The following is an 18,406-nucleotide window of genomic DNA, read 5'->3' as shown; positions in this document are numbered from 1 at the left end:
CTTCATAGCTGTCAACTGTGCGGCGCTCCCCTCAACCCTGATCGAAAGCGAATTGTTCGGACGGGAAAAGGGGGCATATACTGGAGCGATATCGAGACAGATAGGACGCTTCGAATCAGCCGACAAATCGTCTATCTTCCTTGATGAAGTCGGCGAGCTCTCCCTCGAAGCGCAGGCAAAACTGCTCCGGATCCTTCAGGAGGGGGAACTTGAGCGTCTGGGCAGCACAAAAACGATCAAAGTCGATATCAGGGTCATAGCGGCGACGAACCGCAACCTCGAGAAAGCCATAAAAGATGGCACATTCCGCAGGGACCTTTTCTTCAGGTTGAATGTTTTCCCCATTGATGTCCCCCCCCTCCGTGAACGGCGAAGTGATATCCCGATCCTCGCATGGCATTTCGTAAGTGAATTCTGCGACAAGATGGGAAAAAAGATTGAAAACATCCCCCGCGTCACAATGGAGATGATGCAGACCTACGAGTGGCCTGGAAATGTAAGGGAACTGAGAAACGTGGTCGAGCGCGGGATGATAATGTCCAAAGGCAGTACCCTGAAAGCCACGATCCCGAAAATCGCCAGCTTTGACAATTCACAGATCATCACACTTGCAGAGGCTCAAAGAAAACATATTCTCAAAATCCTGGAGCGTACGGGATGGAGGGTCCGCGGAAAGAGTGGAGCGGCCGAGATTCTCGGCATGAAACCTTCTACTCTCGAATCCAGGATGAACAAACTCGGCATAAAACGAATGGTGAACGGGACAGGAAAATAACATATCTGTATCGGTCGGGAGGCTGGGATGATAGGCAACCTGATGAGTAACTCGATGATCCTGGAACTGGTCGAAGAGGATCTCCTGCGGATCGATCCCTTCGACAAAAGACTGCTCCAGCTCGCCAACTATCCACTTACTGCCGCCCGGATAATTTTCTGGAAGGAAAAGTCAGACGATAAGGAGACTCATGACCTTGTGACAGCGAAGAAAGACTACATCTTCCAACCTCATGAGTACGCCATCGTAACAGTCCACGAAAGGATCATCCTGCCCGATGGGATCGTCGGCAGATTCATTCCTATGTCGGGTCTGATAGAAAAAGGTTTCAGCCTCACTGCAGGAAAACTCGATCCGGGATATGGAGACGAAGGCGAAGAAATACGGTTCGGGTTATGCAATATGAGAGACAGGCCGAATGCTTATGACAAGACATCCCCTCTCGCCTACGTTGAGTTCTTCGACTTGAGAGGCCTCCGACTGGCCGAGGTCCAGACTACGGGGTATGACGAATTGATAAAGGTCATGAGAAAAAATCAGATGTGACCCGCATAACAACCAGATCATCGATTCAGAGAAGCCACGATCAATACCAGTACGGACCAAAAGAAAAAGCCGGACACATTTAAATGAGCCCGGCTTTCATGAGCAGATCGGACGATTACCCGATATCACTATCCATCGAACTCTTTTCGTGCCTGATGACAGGAACGACTCCAGAGAGTTCTCCGATAACATTGATAAGTTCTGAATCCGCTGGAAGTACTACCTTTGCATTATCACGGAGCGATACTTCCACGGCCTTCAGTTTCCTGAGAAGCTGCGCGTTGCCGACAAAATACTTGTTGGCAGCCTCATTGACAAGCCGGATCGCCTCTGCCTCGCCCTCGGCCTGAAGGATCTTGCCCTGCTTGATCCCTTCGGCTCTCTTGATCTCTGATCTTTTCGTGCCATCGGCTTCACGTTCTGCCGCGTTTGCGAAATCAAGGGCTGCTATCTTTTCGTTCTCTGCCTTCACAACCTTATTCATCGTCGCCTGGACGTCCTCGGGGGGATCGATCTCCTTCAGCTCTGTCCTTACGATCTCCATCCCCCAGCTCTTCGTCTCTGCAGCCAGCGTGGTCAGAAGCCCTCCGTTGATCTTGTCCCTCTCGCTGTTGGCCGATTTCAAGGTCAATGTGCCTATGATGTTTCTGAGTGTCGTTCTCGCGAGATTCACGATCTGGTACTGAAAGTCATTTACGCTATACTGAGAATTCTTCACGCTCTCTTCGTCAGCCTTGACCTTGAAATAGACCTGGGCATCGACCCGGGCGTTAAGATTGTCGTTTGTGATTATCTCCTGGGGCTGAGCATCCACCATCTGTTCGGTCACATTGACCTTGATCATCCGCTCTACGATAGGAAACACCCAGTGGAATCCCGGCTTTGAAAACTTGACGTATTTCCCGAATCTCTCGACCAGAGCCCTGTGAGTCGGGCGGACTATCTTGATACCGCTCAGGAAAAACAGAACCAGCAAGACCCCGATAACGTAATAAGTCATGACTACCTCCCGTTTAATGATTTTGTCCCCCTCGACTGCATTATACATACATTCGGACGCTCTTGTATATTCAAAGTACCTTCAAATTTATGGTTCGTTATGATATCTGTTGTTTATCGGCTCGGCCGGGATATGTAGAAGACCCGATAAAATGGAGTCCAAGGAAATGAAATACTTCTCTCGTCAGGCAAGCCTCCCTCTGAAGGGAGTTCGTGCCGAAAAAACAGGCACAGGAATAATAACGGCCCTGATCATGGCCCTGTTCATCCTGTTCCAACCTGACATTATCATGGCCGACAGGATCGTTCACGATCTCTCCGGACACTGGAGATTCCGGCAGGCTGGAAGTACGGAATGGATAGACGCTATAGTCCCCGGCTGCGTTCACACCGACCTTTTTTCAGCGGGAATGATTCCAGACCCCTATTTCGCCTGTAATGAAGACAGCCTGAGATGGATCGAGGATATCGACTGGGAATACGAAACAGTCTTTACAGTCACCGGACAGATAGCATCCTTTCCCCACTGTGACCTGATATTCGAGGGACTTGACACTTACGCTGAGGTCCTCCTCAATGACAAAATGATCCTTAAGGCTGACAACATGTTCCGAAAGTGGGTCGTAGACTGCGGCAGTTTTCTGGTGCATGGAGAAAACAGCCTGAGAGTACTATTTCACTCCCCGAAAGTGACAGGAGACAGCCTGGCTGCCAGATATCCCTTTAAACTTCCCGGCGACTCCCGGGTGTTCACCAGAAAGGCGGCATACCACTATGGCTGGGACTGGGGACCGGGATTCGTCACTTCCGGCATATGGAAAAACACACGTCTGGAAGCCTGGAAAGATGTCAGGATAGCAGATCTGACTATCTGCCTGACGGAACTCGACTCTTCCCTTGCGAATTACTCAGCAGATATCGTGATAGAATCCGATCAATCATCGAATGCCGACATCTCCATATCTGTCGACGGTACTCCATCTGTATCAAAGACCTTCGCCCTCGTGCAGGGGGAAAATAGTTACCGAATAGATTTCGGGATAAAAGACCCCGAACTGTGGTACCCCTCAGGGGAGGGGGAACAGCGTCTTTACAATATCCAGTTGCTCCTGACCATCGGAGATAACGAAACAGACCGCGTCGATATCGTTACGGGGATTAGAACCGTCGAACTTGTTTCCGAACGCGATGAATCGGGCAGAAGTTTTTACTTCAGGGTCAACGACAGGCCGATATTCATGAAGGGGGCGAATTACATACCGACGGAGAGTTTCCCGGTGAGAATGCCCCCTACTGCAAGCCGGCATGGCGGACCTGGTGTAGACTGGAGGTATATTCTTCATAGTGCCGCCGATGCGGGGATGAACATGATTCGGGTCTGGGGGGGAGGGGTCTATGAGGATGACGAATTCTATTCCCTATGCGACAGCCTTGGAATACTAGTATGGCAGGACTTCATGTTCGCCTGCGCGATGTATCCCTGGAATCCAGACTTCCTCGATAGTGTCAGGGAAGAAGCCGTCTACAACGTAAAGAGACTGGCCGGACACCCATGTATCGCTCTCTGGTGTGGCAATAACGAAATTGACGAGGCGTGGCACAACTGGGGCTGGCAGAACGGACGCTCACGCGATGAGGTAGATAAGATCTGGAGTGGGTATGAGAGTCTCTTTCACTCATTACTGCCTGATGTAGTAGAAAAATACTCGGCGAAAGTCCCCTATCACTCTACATCGCCACTATACGGCAGGGGAGATATCCGGAGCCGTACCGAGGGAGACTCGCATTACTGGGGAGTATGGCATGATGCCGAACCTTTCGAAATGCTGATCGAGAGGACCGGGCGATTCATGAGCGAGTTCGGGTTCCAATCCTTTCCTGATATCCAGACCATAAACGCATTCACATCGCCCGATGACCGAACCCTCGATTCTGCCGCAATGATATGCCATCAGAAGCATCCGAGAGGAAACAGCCTGATTTCTGAGTACATGGCAAGGGACTTCGATCTGCCTGACGATTTCGAGGATTTCGTGTACATCAGCCAGCTTCTTCAGGCAAGAGGAATCAGGATAGGTATAGAGGCTCAAAGAAGAGCGACCCCTTTCTGCATGGGATCGCTCTACTGGCAGCTGAACGACTGCTGGCCGGTAGCATCCTGGTCGAGCATCGACTATTTCGGTCGGCACAAGGCCCTGTACTATTACGTGCAAAGAGCTTTTAAGCGGATCCTTGTATCCCCGATCAGCGATGGGAAGACCGTAAGGGTACTGGTCATCAATGACACGACCGAGGATATGTCAGGTCAGCTCAATATGGAACTCCAGGATTTTAATGGTACTCACCTGGCCGACTGGCAGGTCGATGTAGAAGCTCCGTGCCTGGCCAGCCTGGCTGGCGAAGGATCAGAGAAGCTTCCGGGCGTTTCCGATCCCGGAATGGTTTTCTTTGAAATACCGGAAGTAGAATTACTGGGAAACGCTGCTCCGGAAAGTTCGCTACTCAGATGTTCCCTCGAATGTGAAGGGAAATTACTTTCATCATCTCTACTCTACTTCACCCGACCCGCCGAACTCGATCTCCCGGATCCAGGCTTGCGTGTCACCATATCCGTGCACACGATCGGATACAGCATAGAGATCCAGACGGAAAGACTCGCGAAAGATGTATTTCTGTCGTTCGAAAGAAGCAGGGGCTCCTTCTCGGATAACTTCTTCGATCTTATGCCGGGAAAGAAAAAAGTCGTCCTGTATACAACAGGTGAAATAATGTCCGACCCTGAACAACGTCTTTCTATCAAGACCCTTTCGGATCTTCAGCAACCCTGACAAATCGCACTGAAAACACGGGACCTGTCCGAAAAGGTCCGTACAGGCTGGAAGAACCCATTTTAATATTCAGGGGCCGTCTTCTCTTATTCTGATCGAGAACCGTGGGTCGTCCCCGATCATCATCGCTCGGTCGTTCACCTGGAATCTTGCTCTCACATCATCGATAGATCCGCTGGCATTGATCAATCCCAGTGAATGGACCACTTTGTCGGAATAACCCGGGAGAAAGGAATGAAACCCGCCGGGGATCCTGACAGTCGCAATCGTATTCGCACGGGCGATGATCTCCGTAGTACAGTTGCAGAATACCGTATTGTAAAATTCGACTTTTTCCCCCAGGCTGTTTGCCCTCTCGAGCATCTCGCTCAGCAGCTGCCGCCCTTTCTCATGGGAGATATCTATCGGATACAAAAATACTCTGTCGTCATGACAGAGTGTGCGGAGTCTCAGGACATCCGGTTCCATCGCCACGACATATGTCAGCTCAAATCGTTTGACCAGCCCCTTCCAGATCGAATATGACTCACCGACCTCCCGTCTCGCCTCGACAGATATTGCAAGATATGTCGAATCGGCAAATCCGAAACTGAGAAACGGATGAGCCGGCCCCCTCCAGTCTTTTTTAAACAGAGAAAGGACCATCCATACACTCTCCAGTTCATCCAGATCAAATGTGCGTTCCTCCCAGCGTTCAACGGTCCTGCCGCTATCCGGACAATGATCGAAATTTCGGACATTTGTAATATGTATTCTCGTCCCGTCGAAAACGGTACGTGGTTGCCTGGCCTGATCTCGCGCCCATTCTCTTTCCAGAGAGGGTCTGATCGAGATCCAGATGGCAAGGGCAGCACAGAACAGAATCAGGACTGAGCCGACTATCCATCTTCGTCGCATTATCGTTTACTTTCCCTCTCTTCAGCCATCAACGTTCCTGAAGAAGAATCCTGCTCTTTATCTCATTCCCTCTACGCAGGACCACTATGTCGACTTCATCTCCCGGCTCGAATGATTTCAGCGCGCTGGAATATCCCTTCAGATCATGTATGTCAATACTGCCCAGTCTTATTATCACGTCTCCTGGAATGATGCCGGCAGCATCTGCCGCTGACCCATCCGAGACAGAAGATACTTTCACACCTTTCCCACTGAAAGCAAAGTCCGGCATACAGCCCGTACTGACACGACGGGAAGGACTCCCCGCACGACTTCCAGACCTTCCACCCGGGTGCCCGCCTGCAGGCGATCCCGAGGCTGACGCTGATGGGGCCGGGCCTGAATAACTCAGGGGCTCTTCCCTCTCCACCAGGTATAGAATAGCTTCCCTCGTGAAAGAGGCGATCTTGACCAGACCCTCCTCATCTATCTTGTCAATAGTATCTGAGGGTCTGTGGTAATCCCCGTGTGGCCCTGAGAATATCTGTACAGCAGGCACACCGGCCTCGATAAAGCTGACCTGGTCGCTGGCATCAATATCCTTAATTATTATCTCCGATTCCACACCGGTCACATAGCTGCTCCCGATAAACATGAACCGCCATTCGCGAGCACTGGAACTGTTCAGAACCATCACCTTACCGTCCCCGAGACGCCCCACGGTATCGAGATTGATCGCGCCGATACATTTCGAGACCGGATAACTTGACATCTCATTTACATAGTACTTCGATCCTCTCAGCCCACTCTCCTCGGCAGTAAACGCGGCGAATACGACACTTCGCGCAGGGCTGGCTGTCCTCGCCAGATGAGTGGCGAGTTCGATCATCACGGCAATTCCGCTGGCGTTATCGTCCGCTCCCGGGTGGATCTTTCCTTCATTACCTTTGCGAACGTCCGGCCAACCCAGCCCAAGATGATCATAGTGAGCGCAGACGACGACCGATGCGCTGTCGAGCCCGCTATCCACCCCGGGCAATACACCGATCACATTGACCAGCCTGCCCCGAAGACCATCCCCGTTTATATGATCCTCCCACTCCTGGAAATATGTTCCGTTATCTCCTGCGGGGGTGAGCCCCACCTCCGAGAATCGGTCCGCGATATACTCGGCAGCCTTCTGGATTCCGGGTGTCCCGAGTCCTCTGCCTTCCAGTCCCTCATCCGCAAGATATCTGATATCATCCATCATTCTCCCGGACGAGAAGAGAGGTGCCAGTCTGGCAAGAGGTTCTCGTTTCGGAAGTCCTGCCGCCGCGTCGCCCCTCCCTGCGTCGGGCAGTGAGAACGACATGGGAGATCTGACCGTTTCCCATTGACCTTTTACAATATTCTCCGGTTCGGTTCCCTCAAAAACAAGGTATCCGTATTTCCCGTAATGCGGAAGCTTCCTGGCAAGCCCGGTGACAGCTTCGGGATCTCCAATTGTAAGCCAGGCTAGAATGGCAGAAGGATCGTCAGGATGACGTACCGCGACCATAAAGCTGTTTCCCTCGTAACTGGTTTCACTCTCGCCAAGCTGAACCTTATCTCCGAAGATCTCCGCGTCCCTTCCCTCCAACCCTTTCTTCACTAGCTGGATCAGCAGGTTATCCTTACCGAAGAGCCATACGGCCCTGTCTCCCGGAATTTCCTTCAACTGATCGTCCCTTGTGATCTCCACATCGATCGAAGGGTCGCCCGCCCACTCTCCAGCCAGCTCTGAATATGCATTCATCCTCTGTTCTTCGACCTTTGATGGAAGGACTATCGTCACCTTGTCAGCGCCGTAAGCCCCGGAAAAGGCCGGTGGGATCTCGTTGTAGTGAAGTCTCCTGAACAGGTCGAACGCGGGATCCACATCTATATGAAGTGGCCGGTCCCGGTAAGAGAGGCCGAACCGTTCCAGCTTTCCATACATCATTATTTTTCAAGTGGCCTGGCTGTCAGCAAAAGAAATAAGTATCGGGATCTCAAGCGTATATGCATCATCTTCCTGTATCTGTTCCATGGTCAGATCGATCGTCCACCGACCGTCAGAGCCGTTGAGGGATGCGTCCTCTATCCTCAGTTCAGGAGCGCCTGTCCGCGCGACCCACTGACTGAAGAATGTGACCAGTCCACGTCCGTAGACATTTTCGAAAGCTCTTCGGATATCATCGAATGACGCAGCTCTGAACCTGTTCTTCTCATAGAAAAGTCTGACTCCCTTGACAAACGCTTCGTCTCCTACCATTTGCCTGAGCATGTTGAACATCATCAGGGACTTACCATAGCCGACAGACGCGGTCGCCGCGTTATGACGGGAGATAAAATCGCTGAGAGGAAGATCGTTGCCGGTATTCACATAGTTCGTGTAAGTCTGCAGCGTATTTCTCCGGTACTGTGCCCCCTGCCCTCGTTGTTCTTTTATCAGGTGATCGGCCATGTAGGTTGTCAGCCCCTCACACCAGTTTCCCTGTTCAAAATCTACATATACGCTGTTTCCCCACCAGTTATGAAGAAGTTCGTGCGGATAGGAAGAGTGAAGTATGAAGGGAAATCTTATAACTTTCTCACCAAGCAGAGTGAACGAAGGCATACCATAGCCGGTCTCCCAGAAATTTTCGATGAGTGCGAATTTCGAGAATGGATAATCACCTATCAGGTCGCAATACATCTCAAGATACTGTCCGGTAGTCTCCAGATATTTTCCGGCCAGCGCTTCATCCGGGGTCCTGAGGAAGGCCATCACTTCGACGTCTCCCGCCTGGAGAGTATATTCATGAAACTGCGCCGCTATCAGATATATTTCTTCCATGGGCTCGTTTGAAGTCCAGCGAGAGATCCTTTCCACTTCACCCGGTCCACTCTCGTATTTCTTGTGAAATGTCCTTTCGCCCTGACTGACAGCGTCCCAGCCGTCAGGCATACTGACAGTCATCTCGAAAGTGAGAAGGTCGCCATCGAAATCGGGTACCCAGCAGGTCGATCCCGCAAGATACACACCCCGATCCGATATAAGGCCTGGAGTCTGGCTGAACCCCCTGGCATATTCAGGACCGGATTCTTCAATCGGAAAATATATTTTTCCCTTAAACTCGATTATCAGATCAGTATCCCGGTCACGTGATTTCCCGAATACTATCAGATACCGGTTCAACGACATGCCGGAAGCATCGGAACTTTCCTCCCTGTCCATACCGGGATCTTCCCCCTCGACATCCTCTCCGACAAGGATCAGTGTCGCGCCGGAACTCAACAACCGTGGTTCCAGGTTAGACAGAAGGGAAAACTCGAGTGAATCGGTTTTACAGGAAAGGGGAACGGTAATGGTATCGACCGCTTCCATAAACTGATCGCCCGGATCGACCGTCACCGAGATCTGATGGTGCAGGTAATCATTTCCCGCCGCAGCTGGCCAGGCAGACAGAAATACAACGGATATGATGACACCTGTGAATAAAAGAAAAGACTTCTTTGACATAAAAAGACTCCATTTTAATTAAGGACATTCGAATCGGCGACCTGCGCATATCTCGCCCTGCGCAATTCTTTACGCAGCGCAAGACATCACCATGATACAGGCTGCTCCGCACTCACTTTGAACCTAACATAGAGTTCAGCTCAACGACAGATTAATACATCGGTTTTGATGGGAATATGTGTGTAGACTTCAGGTCAATAACGAAGTAGAGGGAAGCTATTGCCTCCCTCTACATTCTTTATACAAATTCAGAGGTCCCTAAACGATCCGCGTCATAAAACGACCTGCCAGACGCGTGATCAGGACCGACATTTGAAGCTTAGCCTAGTAGCTGCCCCAACCGCCGCCGCCTCTGCCGCCGCCGCCGCCACGACCGCCGCCACCGCCGCCACCGCGATTATCGTTGCGAGGACGTGCTTCGTTTACTTTGAGCGTACGACCCCCTAGGTCCTTTTCGTTCAGGGCTTCAATGGCAGCCTTGGCTTCATCGTCATTTGACATCTCGACAAAACCGAAGCCCTTCGGGCGACCGGTATCTCTATCGGAGATGATGGCTACAGAGTCGACCGTGCCGTGAGCTTCGAAAGCTGTGCGCAGGTCGTCTTCACTTGTGTCATAAGACATGTTTCCTACATAAATCTTCATTGTGACCTCCTGATGGTCTCAACGGGTTTAAACTCTACTTTTCGACAGTTTTGAGATTAAAATCAAGTGAGCGTCCCATCAGGGATGAAGTGAGGCAGGTTTCTCTATCGCCCCCATCCGGATGACTTCATAAATCCAATCCTAATCGCACTGTTCTGTGGCGGAATATAACATAATTCTCTATGTCCGCAAGCATTTTTTCCACTATGAAGAAATTTATCTGACTTGTCAGACGGGCACGAAACTGCTACATCTTTTTCATGATAATTAACGAGAGGAGTCCGGTGTGAAACTTGATCAGAGCTTCATGGATTTCATGCTGCATCACCAGGAGCACCACAAACGCAGTTACAATTTTCTCGTGCTCCTCGAAGCCGTGCAGACTGCCGCCAAATATATTCAGTATTTCTATCAGACCGGTTCGTTGAAGAATGTAATGGGCGAGACTGGCGTCACCAATGTTCAGGGTGAGAATGTGATGAAGATGGACGATATCGCTGACTCGATCGTCCTCCATTACCTCCGCCGATCGAACCAGGTGATCTGTGCCATATCCGAGGAAGAGGCCGATCCGATCCCTCTGAACGAGGAAGACGGCCGTTACTTCTTCTATTACGACCCGCTCGACGGTTCGAGCAATATCAAACATAACCTCCCGGTCGGCCTTATGTTCGCCGTAGCCAAGAGAAAACTCGACGGCCCTGAAGACGGCCATCTGCGCAAGGGCACTGAACTGCGTGCCGCCGGAATATTCCTGATCCCGAACGGAGTCTTTACTCTGGCCCTCGCGGACACAGGCGTCTTCCGTTTTCATCTGGACGAGACGATGACATATGTCATTCCGGAAAATTACGAACGCCTGGTCATGCCGGAGACAAAAAGAGACTGGGAGTTGTCGTTCAATTCGTCGAACCGCACGACCTTCGACCCCAGGGTCCAGGACTGGATAAACGGGAACGAACCGAAATATTCATTCCGTTACTCAGGCTCGCTCGCGGGAGATTTTCACCGCCTTCTCTCCAATGGCGGAATGTTCATGTACCCGGCTATCGTCAATCATCCAAACCCGCAGAAGAACAGGCCGGCCGGAAAACTGCGCCTGCTCTACGAGGCAAATGTAGCGGCTTTTATAGCACGTGAGGCAGGTGGCTGCGCGATCGATGAGAACGGCAACGACATCCTTGATATACTACCTGAGACCCCGCATCAGAGGACGGCACTTTATGTCGGCTCGAAACCGCTCGTCGAGGATATGCGAAAACGGTTGCGGGGCTGACATCCATGAACGGTAGTCAGTGTATAACCCCCGAAATAGACTCTGCATGTTGACCTGGGCTGGCTGGCGCAGTATATGCATATCCTCACATCAACTCTCTGTCTTCTCTGCCTGAAAATGGAAGTTATGATATGAAAATAAAAGTATTTCTATATGTTGCCACCGCAACCCTTTGTCTTCTCGCAGGATGCAGCGAAAATACCAACCCTGTCGAGACAGAAACGCTTATAGTGGACACTTCGGCAGAAGACCTGGTCCGTGAAAATTGCCTTGTTCTCCAGGCGGCTGTTGAGGAATTCGCCCGCAGCAACTTTGGGGAATATCCGCGAAATGTAGACTCAGACAATATTTTCGATTACTTTTCCGTCAAAGACCTCCTGCCCGAACGCAAGTATCTATGGAACCCATACGAATGGTGGAGACTTGAACCGTCGGTAGAAATAGCTTCAGCATCGGGTGAGATCGGATACCTTCCCCTTATCAATGAAGATAAATGCGTCGGGTACCGGATTACCGGATTCGGCAATGATTCGTTGATAGTAGATATTTCGAACACACACTACCCGGAAGACTCGGCTGTTATTCTGGGATGCCAGCTCCTGCATGAAGCGATTCAGGCATATATCGAAGAAAACAAAGATATCTATCCATGGTCTCTGGATTGGCCCTCGAACAATGTGGGCAAATGCCTTAGAGATTATCTCCCCGACGGCAGCCTGCTCGAAAATGCCATCACAGGTGAGAATACTGAGCCGTCCTGTGAGACAGCTTTGGTTCCCGGCCAGATAGGATACAAGTCCATAGAGGAAGGTGGCTTCATCGTCGGATTCGTTATAGCCGGATACGGATACTCCTCGCTGATATGCGATGTGTCGAATATCCGGAATCAGGAAGATGCTGAAGTAATCGCCAATTGTCATATTATTCGATTCGCGGCAGAGGCATTTGCCGCCGAAAATGGCGGTGTATATCCGGCTAGCGCAGCGGACATGACGCCGGGAGGCAACCGTCTTACGGACTTCCTGTCAGGTGGCATGCTGCTCGTCAATCCATATACTTCACGCCGCACCGAACCGAGCGTATGGGGTGGGTCAGCGTGTAATCCGGGAGAAAGCGGGTATCAGGCGGCTGTCATAGATGGAATCAATGCCGGCTACTGTATCACCGGCGTCGGTGAATGGCTCGGGACAACCATAGTCACCCTTGTATATTTTCCCGGTGAGTAAAATAACGATCATTTATAAGACGGCCCCTGTCCAGTCATCCGGACAGAGGCCGTTTTCTATATCGATTCAATCTAAATTCCGGTCATTCAGTTAAAGTCTTGAGTACCGAGCCATCCGCCCCGACAAGGACCATCATGCCGTATCCTATATCGATTCCAAGGATATCGTGCGGATAGCCAGTTGGTATTTCGGTCCAGCCATATCCATTGTAGTGCAGCAGAGTCCCATCGGCCCCCACGGCAAATACGTCCTCGACCGAAACACCTTTGATGTCATTCAGATCCCTGGTCGTTCCACTATTCATTTGTGTCCATGTATCTCCGTCGAATTTCAGAATGGTTCCGGAGGCTCCTACTACAAAAGCAGTTCCTCCATCACTCATCCAGACTGCAGAGAGAGGTACATCCGAACCTGTCTCTAGATGACTCCATTCCCAGCCATCGAAATGCAGCGCATTGCCCATATCTCCTACAGCAATCACATTGGTATGGGAAGACCCGTGAACATCATAAAGATCCATTGTTGTTCCGCTTGAATATTTATCCCAGGAAGCTCCTGAGAAATGTTCGATCGATCCACCATTGCCAACGACAAAGATATCGTACCAATTGTTCGCCCAGACAGATCTGAAGAACTTTTCATCGAGATTGGTCGACCAATTCACACGTTCAAGCCTTGAGCCGTCCAACTTGTAAACTCCACCATCAGTCCCGACTATAAATACATTAGAATCTGAACTAATACTTATATCAAGGAGATCAACCGTATTAAGTTCATTTATATTGGATAATTCCCCATCTTTGAACCTGAGTATTATCGATGATTCTCCAACTGCTATGAATTCATCTTCACCTGTGATGGATACTTTATTTATCGGCGACTTGAAATACTGATCGAATACCCTCCACTCATTGCGATCATAATGCAGAATAGTGCCTTTGTCACCGACTGCACAGATATCTGAACATTCAACATCCAGTATACGTCTGGGATCCAGATACCCTTGTAACCGTCTAAGAGTATTCGGAGTAGGACTGGATAACTGCGTCCAGGACATTCCATCGCTATGGAGTATCATTCCTCCCTCTCCGACGGCATATACGTTTGATGGCTCCAATCCCCACACATCGAAGATATCTCCTGAAACCGGGGAATCCTGCCTGGACCATTCATCTCCGTCGAACCTGAGTATCGTTCCTTCATCTCCAACGGCATAAATATTGTCAGTTGAAAAACCCCATATACTTCGTATTGTCGTCGTGACATGTGAATCCATCCGCATCAACGTGCCGTTATAATAGTAAATAGCGCCTTCTTCACCCCCAAAATAGAGGTTATACTCGGAAGTCCCCCAGATTCCAAACAGGTCATACTTAATCCCGGTCCGGGTCTTACGCCAGGGGCCACCGCGATATTTTACGATAGTTCCTCGAGATCCTACAGCGTAATGGATCCTTCTGGAAAGGCTCCAAACAGTGTTAAGTGTATTGTCATCAGGATCGTCATAGACGATGTTCCATTTATTCATTTCGTAATGATAAATAGATCCTTCTTTTCCTATTGTCCACAACTCATAGCGAGATCTTGCGTGTATGTCCCTGAGATCTGATGTAATCCCGGTTCCCGGACGCGCCCATTGTGAGCTTCCTTCATCTCTCAGAAAAGCACCGTCAAAACCGACAGCGATTGCATACCCGTCTTCGGTGTAACTGATACCAGTCAGCTCCGGACCGGGGCCTGTTTGCATCCTCTCAAACTCAAAAGCAAGATCGTCGACGGGAGGTATATCGGGTGGTATGTGTATCGTCTCCCCGTCCCTTCCACATGCGGAGATCAACATCACTACCCCCGCGAGGGCTATTATTATCGATCTATTGATATTCATGATCTCTACCTCGAATCAATCTATTCCCGAAAATCGGGATTTTTTCGGCGAAATGCGCCGATCATTTCGGTTTTATCGCAATCCATCAACCAGGCACAGCAGGCCGAAGCCTTATCCGGCTGAAAACAGAGGAGTTAGAATTTCACTTCAATTTAATAGAATCATGCATCCATTATGCCAGAAGGTGGCATAACATAGCAGGAAAGGTGGATAACAGTCCTGCTCGGATCTCCTGTTGTGTCAGTCGTCATCCCATCTGATCCGCAGGCTCCATCCCTTGTCATCGGCCTTGATCTTCCCCCCGTACAAGGCTCCAAAGGCGGCCATCGCGCCACCGATGTACCAGGATGTATCATCATCCCAGGCGCCGATCATCTCGCCGAAGGCTCCGGCCATCAGCCCCAGGGTAGCACCAGCACTGGCACCCTGGACCGTACACTGCATTCTGGAAGCTCTGTATATCTCATATCCCATCAGGCTGTTCGCCGGCCTCTGCTTTCGAACTGAGAAGACCAGATTCGTGTTAATATTTTCAAGTTTGCTCGGATAAAGAAGAAGCCTGCTTCTCTCGGACAGATCAAAGCTGTCCGGTTCACCCCCGGCCCTGGCAGGACCGCCAGCATCCTGGCCTGGATCAGCCAATACGATGATCGTGTCAGGAGGTGAAAGAAAATCCGGAGGCGGCGGGAATGCGCTTCCTGCAGACGACCCGAACAGCACTATTGCTAGTAAAGTCACAAAGGTAATAGTCATAAGTCGACTGTATCGTTTCAACCGGGCTTCCTCCTTCAAGAGATCACAGAATAGCATACATTAAGGACATCGACAAGTTCCCACATCCACGACTGATTTCCCTGTGGCCCCGTTTTCCATTGTGAATGTCCCTATCTTCATTTAATATCCGGTGTTGAAAATCGGTTATCCGTTATCGGCAGATGCTGACATCGAAAGCAGTATAATGTCCGGAGAAAAAGTACTCTGCGTTCATCTCATCCACTCCCTGGATATTGGTGGAGCTCAGAAGATCCTATACCACTACGCAAAGTTTCACGACAGAAACCGATACAGGATGGAAGCGATCTCGTTCATGCCCGGAGGCCCCCTGATAGAGGAGGTCGAATCACTTGGTGTAAAGGTCCATATACTGAACACCCGGTCTTCTGACATCCGAAGCCTGACACGTATGACCCGTATTTTCAAACAGAACAGGGCAAAGATAGTACATTTCCACAACCCTCTTCCTCTCTTTCTCGGGCTTCCCGCCGCGATCTTCGCCGGTGTCCCGGTCAGATTGATGACTGAACACAGCATCGATTATCCGCAGCGGGCGGGAGGCAAAATGGGCAGAATATTCTATCCATCCATGCGCCGCCTTCTTGATATGGTAATCGCCTGTTCTGAAGAGGTCAGAAAATCGCACATCCCTCTCCTCAACCCGGATAAGACAGTCACCATACTCAATGGAATCGATACTGGCTCCCATACAGCGACGGGCCCGGGACCGGAAGGCGGGAAACTCAGGATCGGCAGCATCGGGACTCTGTCAGCCCCGAAGGGATTCAAGCACCTGATCGAAGCTGTCAGGATACTGTCTGCCCGGGATATTCCTGTCCACCTCACACTCGTTGGAGACGGCCCGTTAAGACCATCGCTGGAAAGACAGGCGCTGGAAGCAGGCATCGGAACAGCGGTCCATTTCCCCGGAATAGTCACGGACATTGGTCCTCTACTGTCAGGGTTCCACGTAGTAGCTGGATCCTCGCTTCGAGAGGGACTTCCCCTTGCGATCCTCGAGGCCATGGCCGCCGGCAGACCCATTGTCACCACAGATGTGGGGGGAAACAGGGAAGCAGTGGAAAATGGTATTACCGGCCTGCTGGTCGAGGCCGGAGATCCGAAAGCCCTTGCCGATGCGATTGAGGATCTCTGGAGTGACAAAGAACAACGGGCACTGATGGGAAAGGCCGGCAGAGAGAGAGTGCTGGAAAGATTCTCGGCATCCAGGATGGTCGCTGAGACCGAAAAGATCTACTCATCCCTCCTTGAGAAATAAACATATCCTCTTCCCCAGGCAACGGACAGGCACAATAAAGAAACTGATCGATGAACAGATATGGAAAAAAACAGGCGAACCACAGGGGAAACCAGCCTGACTTGACACGGGTACTGGACTAAAGGTATACTGACATCTGTCGCCATTCATACAATCTATTTTCCGGTCCCCCCCCCTTCGGCAAGCCTTCCCGCTGAAAGAAAGGAAAACCATGGAAAAAGAGACTCCAGCCAGAAAGATCAATCCCTGGATCCTCTATGTCATAGTAGCGATAAGCGGCGCGGCGGTACTGGCGGTCGAGATCCTCGGCACCAGGATCCTTGGCCCGCATTACGGAGTAAGCCTGTTCCTCTGGTCGGCTCTCATCACTGTCGCTCTCTCAGCTCTCAGCGTGGGCTACGCTGTCGGAGGAAGGATGGCTGACAGGAAAGCTTCGCTGACGAGGATCGCTGTTATCCTGGCAATGGCGGGAATCTGGCTCATCATGGTCCCCCTTCTCAAGAGGCCGGTCCTCTGGATATCTGGATCTCTCGGATTACGGATGGCAGTAATTGTCGCTGGCTTCATCCTGTTCTTCCCTCCTCTTTTTGCGCTGGGAATGATCAGCCCATACGCGATTAAATTGAGAACTGTCAGCCTTGGAGAAGTCGGCCGCTCCGCAGGAAACCTCTATTCGGTCTCCACTGCAGCAAGCGTAGTCGCGGCTCTTCTCACAGGATTTATCCTCATACCCAAAGTAGGAGTCTCAATTCTAACTATTTCGATCGGAATAATGCTTCTACTCACCGCGGCCTTCGCTGCCATGCTCGACAGAAGATCCTTCGCGAAGAGGTCCGGGCTGGCATTGTTGTTTATTCTATGTGCCGCGGCAGCGCTATTTATGAACACTGCACCAGCGAGGACGAGCGGTGAAGGCTCCATCAGAGCATTCGAGCAGAGCCCATACGCACAGATCATGGTCGTCGAATACAGTAACGCTCGTTTTCTTCTTATAGACGGAGCAATCCATACATTTACAGATATTGAATCAAACGAGACACTATTTTCATACGTCAATGTGGTGGACATTTCCCGATATATGTTTTCCACCCCCGGTGACGCGCTGCTGATCGGTCTCGGAGGAGGCTCAGTCGCAAAACATTTTTCCCGGGGAGGCTGGAGTGTAGACGGAGTAGAGATCGACCCGGTCGTAGTCAAAATGGCGAGAGAGCATTTCGATCTCGAAAAAGAAGAGGCCAATATCCACACAATGGACGGCAGACAATTCCTGAATGGTACCGACAAAATATACGACGTAGTAGTGATGGACGCCTTCGGCAGCGGGTCTGTCCCCTTTCACCTGATTACAAGAGAAGCCTTCGGACTTGTAAAGTCACGACTCGACGAGAATGGCGTCCTGGCGATCAACCTCCAGTCGATCGGATGGAAAAGTACGATAGTCAGATCGGTGACAGCGACCCTGAGAAGCCATTTCACAGAAGTCCTCGCCCTGCCGATAGCCGAGCCTCCGAACAAACTCGGCAACATAATCATCCTGGCATCTAACCGGCCACTGGAAACCGTTTCCGAACTGCCGGATCCCGATTCCAGATTCAGTGCCGATTACGATCGAATTCACGCCTGGAATAACAGATTCACCCCTGACATCAGCGATGTGCCGGTGCTGACAGATGAACTGAACCCGGTAGAACTGTGGAGCGAAGAGATCAACCTTGCGGAGCGCAGGGAACTGAATGTGTATTTCAAGGATCTCGGGTTGCTCTGGTAATCGGCCACCAGGTCCCGAACCCAG

At 50.8% G+C, this 18,406-nt stretch carries 14 protein-coding genes; 7 read left to right on the top strand and 7 right to left on the bottom strand.

The features are described from left to right. Positions 1–775 (top strand): sigma 54-interacting transcriptional regulator (locus tag KOO63_12805; protein MBU8922691.1); only part of this gene is annotated, 775 nt, incomplete at its 5' end. Between the two features lie 27 nt (positions 776–802). Continuing rightward, a complete protein-coding gene (locus KOO63_12800; protein ID MBU8922690.1) occupies positions 803–1,321 on the top strand; it encodes a hypothetical protein in 519 nt (172 codons plus the stop codon). Positions 1,322–1,436: 115 nt separating this feature from the next. On the opposite strand, the gene KOO63_12795 is transcribed toward KOO63_12800, so the two are convergent. Continuing rightward, a complete protein-coding gene (locus KOO63_12795) occupies positions 1,437–2,321 on the bottom strand; it encodes an SPFH/Band 7/PHB domain protein (protein ID MBU8922689.1) in 885 nt (294 codons plus the stop codon). A gap of 166 nt (positions 2,322–2,487) precedes the next feature. Here KOO63_12795 and KOO63_12790 point away from each other — a divergent pair, with 166 nt between their 5' ends. Then, entirely contained in the window at positions 2,488–5,148 is a 2,661-nt protein-coding gene (locus tag KOO63_12790; protein ID MBU8922688.1) for a glycoside hydrolase family 2 protein, read from the top strand. A gap of 69 nt (positions 5,149–5,217) precedes the next feature. Here the strand turns inward: KOO63_12790 and KOO63_12785 are convergent, their stop codons facing one another. The 4 genes from KOO63_12785 to KOO63_12770 all read right to left on the bottom strand — a co-directional run bounded on the left by KOO63_12785 (position 5,218) and on the right by KOO63_12770 (position 10,174). Beyond that, a complete protein-coding gene (locus KOO63_12785; protein ID MBU8922687.1) occupies positions 5,218–6,045 on the bottom strand; it encodes a DUF4105 domain-containing protein in 828 nt (275 codons plus the stop codon). A gap of 28 nt (positions 6,046–6,073) precedes the next feature. Next, complete coding sequence (locus KOO63_12780) at positions 6,074–7,987, bottom strand: M20/M25/M40 family metallo-hydrolase (GenBank protein MBU8922686.1); 1,914 nt, start codon at positions 7,985–7,987, stop codon at positions 6,074–6,076. Positions 7,988–7,993: 6 nt separating this feature from the next. Further along, positions 7,994–9,529 carry a hypothetical protein gene (locus KOO63_12775; protein ID MBU8922685.1) on the bottom strand — a complete coding sequence of 512 codons (1,536 nt, stop codon included), beginning with the start codon at positions 9,527–9,529 and terminating at the stop codon, positions 7,994–7,996. A gap of 324 nt (positions 9,530–9,853) precedes the next feature. Further along, entirely contained in the window at positions 9,854–10,174 is a 321-nt protein-coding gene (locus KOO63_12770; GenBank protein ID MBU8922684.1) for an RNA-binding protein, read from the bottom strand. Positions 10,175–10,460: 286 nt separating this feature from the next. Between KOO63_12770 and KOO63_12765 the strand changes: the two genes are divergently transcribed. Continuing rightward, on the top strand, positions 10,461–11,450 hold the full coding sequence (locus KOO63_12765; GenBank protein MBU8922683.1) for a fructose-1,6-bisphosphatase: 990 nt from the start codon (positions 10,461–10,463) through the stop codon (positions 11,448–11,450). Positions 11,451–11,581: 131 nt separating this feature from the next. Beyond that, the gene (locus tag KOO63_12760) at positions 11,582–12,676 is read left to right on the top strand and encodes a hypothetical protein (GenBank protein MBU8922682.1); all 1,095 of its coding nucleotides are present in this window, start codon (positions 11,582–11,584) and stop codon (positions 12,674–12,676) included. Positions 12,677–12,758: 82 nt separating this feature from the next. Here KOO63_12760 and KOO63_12755 read toward each other — a convergent pair whose 3' ends face one another. Both KOO63_12755 and KOO63_12750 read right to left on the bottom strand, forming a co-directional pair. Further along, complete coding sequence (locus tag KOO63_12755; protein MBU8922681.1) at positions 12,759–14,561, bottom strand: hypothetical protein; 1,803 nt, start codon at positions 14,559–14,561, stop codon at positions 12,759–12,761. Positions 14,562–14,801: 240 nt separating this feature from the next. Further along, positions 14,802–15,335 carry a hypothetical protein gene (locus KOO63_12750; protein MBU8922680.1) on the bottom strand — a complete coding sequence of 178 codons (534 nt, stop codon included), beginning with the start codon at positions 15,333–15,335 and terminating at the stop codon, positions 14,802–14,804. Positions 15,336–15,519: 184 nt separating this feature from the next. Between KOO63_12750 and KOO63_12745 the strand changes: the two genes are divergently transcribed. Together KOO63_12745 and KOO63_12740 are read left to right on the top strand one after the other, a co-directional pair. Further along, entirely contained in the window at positions 15,520–16,614 is a 1,095-nt protein-coding gene (locus KOO63_12745) for a glycosyltransferase (GenBank protein ID MBU8922679.1), read from the top strand. 211 nt (positions 16,615–16,825) lie between these two features. Beyond that, a complete protein-coding gene (locus KOO63_12740) occupies positions 16,826–18,382 on the top strand; it encodes a fused MFS/spermidine synthase (GenBank protein ID MBU8922678.1) in 1,557 nt (518 codons plus the stop codon). Positions 18,383–18,406 lie beyond the last annotated feature (24 nt).

Source organism: Candidatus Latescibacterota bacterium, from assembly GCA_019038625.1.
GTDB lineage: Bacteria > Krumholzibacteriota > Krumholzibacteriia > Krumholzibacteriales > Krumholzibacteriaceae > JAGLYV01.
This window is presented reverse-complemented; position numbering and strand designations above follow the sequence as displayed.